General features: G+C 57.3%; 1 protein-coding gene and 2 pseudogenes. All 3 read right to left on the bottom strand.

Features of this window, described 5'->3' with window-relative positions:
- A pseudogene (locus tag HMPREF3039_RS07265) lies at window positions 1-949 on the bottom strand (hypothetical protein); the annotation flags it as partial.
- Between the two features lie 230 nt (window positions 950-1179).
- Window positions 1180-2682 (bottom strand): prenyltransferase/squalene oxidase repeat-containing protein, encoded by a 1503-nt coding sequence (locus tag HMPREF3039_RS07260; RefSeq protein WP_067952034.1) that lies wholly within the window; start codon window positions 2680-2682, stop codon window positions 1180-1182.
- A 148-nt stretch (window positions 2683-2830) separates the two neighbouring features.
- Window positions 2831-3063, bottom strand: a pseudogene (locus tag HMPREF3039_RS14135) (hypothetical protein); the annotation flags it as partial.

The raw sequence follows: 3063 nt of genomic DNA, 5'->3' as shown, positions 1-3063 counted from the left end.
ATCCGGTGACGGAAAGGTCCGTGTGGGCTCCGGCTCTGGTGTTGTAATTGTAGGCCCAGCCGCCGTTATTGTTCTGTCCGTCCAGAATTCTGTCCACGGCCTTCACGGTGACCCGTTCCAGATTGGAAATGGAGGGAATGTCCATCTGCTTGCAGAAAGCATACGCCTCACAGAGGGCATAAGTGGCGATGGCATGGTCGTAGCTGACCTCGTTCATCTGGGGAACCAGGGAAAGGACGGGAGACTTCATGCCCTGGTCCACGAGGAAGGAAATACCCTTGAGCACGCTGTCTCCGAACTCCTCGGAAAGCGGGGTTTCACAGTGGGCCAGGTAGGCCAGCAGGGCGAGCCCCGTCATGGAGCACTTGTAATTCTGTCCTCCTCCGCCCCAGGAACCGTCCTTGTTCTGCTGCTTCTGGAGCCAGCGGAGGGACTTGACGACGGCTTCCTCGCACTGCGGGGTGCCCCCGTTCTCCGTGATGCGCTTCATGCGGTCGTTCAAATCGCAGCGTTTGGAAAGAGTAATGTCGTCCGGCTCGTATCCGCCGGGGCCCTTTCCGTTGTTAAAGCCGATATTGTCCCCGAATTCCAGGCCTTCGGAAAAGGTATCGGAAGGAATTTCCACGTCGATTTCCGGATTGTTGATCGGGACGTCCGTAGTGGCGGTGGAGACGACGATTCTTACTTCCGATTTCTGGTTGGGACTGCTGGGACGCTGTGGCCGGGTTATTTCCGGTTTGATGGGGTCCTCGCCTTTTCTCTCCTCCATCGGGTACACGGTGACGGCAGGTTCTTCCGGAATGGCGGTGATGATGTTCACCAGATAGAGCAGGAGCCCCATCAGGGCAACGCCGAGAAAGGAGACGGAAACGGCGGCGGCCAGGGATTTGGCGCGCTGCCTTTTTAATTCCGCCAGGACTTCTTCTGTACTTTCAATATGCAGGCTCATGAATAGATGGGTTGGTTATTGATTCCACCATCTCTCCAAAGTATTTCATGAGCAAGATTAAAATTTATAATTAGCTTGTAATAAGAGTGTTGTTACTAAATTGTTACTTATGCGGAGAATATATTCCGCGCCTGCATGGCTCCGGAGACGGCTTCCGGAAGAGGCCGGAGGCAAAGAAAAAGCCGCCTTTCCCGGAGGAAAGGCGGCTGGGGGAAAACTGATGAATCCCATCAGGAATTCTTGGTTCCTTCACCGGTGCCGGGAAGGAAGCGGTAGTAAGTTTCCAGCATCAATGTGGCCAGGCACTGGCGGTAGATATTCTTGGACTTTCCGCTCAGGCATTCGGCGTAGCCCGTATCGTTGTTGCTGAAGCTGCCGTCCGGCTTCTGGCCGCCGAGAACGGCATCGCGGAAAGCCTTGTTGTAGGAGGCCCATACATCCCCGCCGCGGTTCATGGCCGCCTGCACGCAGTAATAGTGCATGTAAAGGTTGCTCTTGACGTTCTCTGTGCCGGAACCCTTGCCCCATTCCAGGGTCTTGACGTTGTTCTTGATCCAGTCCAGCCCCTTGCGCGCGGCGCTGTCGGAACCGTTGCCGGTCATTTGCAGGGAGAGCACGCCCACGCCCACCAGGGAGGAACGGGGATTTTCTCCGTTTTCCTTATAGGAGAATTTCCCGTCGGGCATGACGTTCTTGCGGCAGTACATGGCGGCCTTGCGCAGGGCGGTGCGGATCTCGCCCTTGGTGGGCTTGATGCCGCCGTGTTCCGCGGCTTTCAGGGCCTGCACGTTCCATCCGGTGACGGAAAGGTCGATGTTCGGATTGATTCTGTTATTATAGCTGTAGGCCCATCCTCCGTTGGGGCACTGGGCGTCCAGAATCCTGTCCACGGCCTTCACGACGACTCGTTCCAGATTGGAAATGGAAGGAATATCCATCTGCTTGCAGAAGGTGTACGCTTCACAGAGCGCGTAAGTGGCCACGGCATGGTCGTAGCAGACTTCCTTCAAGCCGGGCTGTTCAGAAATAACCGGGTTCTTCATCCCCAGATCGACAAGGAAGGAAATGCCCTTGAGCACGTTCTCTCCGAACTCCTCGGAAAGCGGGGTTTCACAGTGCGCCAGATAGGCCAGCAGAGTAATTCCGGTCATGGACGCCTTGAACTGTCCGTCGCCCCAGGAACCGTTGCCGTTCTGCTGCTTTTTGAGCCAGCGGAGGGATTTGACGACGGCTTCCTCGCACTGCGGGGTGCCCCCGTTCTCCGTGATGCGCTTCATGCGGTCGTTCAGGTCGCACCGCTTGGAAAGGATGCCGGGAATGCCTCCGCCGTCCCCGTCTCCGGTCCCGATGCCGAAACCGTCGCCGATGTCGATGCCCGTGGAAAGCTCTTCAGAGGGGACTTCCACTTCAATATCCGGATTCACCACGGCCACGTCCGCGGAAGCTACGGCGGCAATGACCTTCACCTGGGCCGCGGCGGAGGAACTGCTGGGCCGCTGGGTGGTCTGGGTAACCTCCGGAGTGTCGATGTCCGGATTGTCGCCTTCCTGGGTGGCGTAGGCGACCATGGGGGGATCTTCCGGAATGGCGGCGATGATGTGCACCAGGTAGAGCAAAAGGCCCATCAGGGCGACGCCTAGGAAGGAAACGGAAATAGCGGCAGCCAGGGTCTTGGTGCGCTGCTTCTTCAGTTCCTCAAGGGCTTCGTCGGTACTTTCAATATGAAGGCTCATGGAGAGACGTGTCTGGTTGATGCTACGGCAAACTCCTTTTCATCCTTGAAAAACGGAGAGTTGCCGACATGCAAAAGTGTGCTGCAAGCCTTGCTGTTCACAAGGCTGGCAACATACTAAAACCAGACACGGCGGTCTGTCAATCAGATTAGGAATTTCTGGTCCCTTCTCCCGTACCCGGCAGGAACCTGTAATAAACCTCCAGCATCAGCGTGGCCAGGCACTGGCGGTAAATCTTGTCGTTGATGGTGCCCCCGTTGCTGTTCACCAGGCCGCCGGGACCGGGGAACCCGTTGGGAGCAAAGCTGCCGTCGGAAGCCTGCGCTCCCAGGGTGGCGTCGCGGAAAGCCCTGTTGTAAGCCGTCCACACGTCCCCGCCGC

Source organism: Akkermansia sp. KLE1798, assembly GCF_001580195.1.
In the GTDB taxonomy this organism is placed as follows: domain Bacteria; phylum Verrucomicrobiota; class Verrucomicrobiia; order Verrucomicrobiales; family Akkermansiaceae; genus Akkermansia; species Akkermansia biwaensis.
This window is presented reverse-complemented; position numbering and strand designations above follow the sequence as displayed.

Bases quoted from the DNA above. Each gene is read 5' to 3' on its own strand.
- HMPREF3039_RS07260 (WP_067952034.1), bottom strand. From the start codon at position 2,682: ATGAGCCTTCATATTGAAAGTACCGACGAAGCCCTTGAGGAACTGAAG.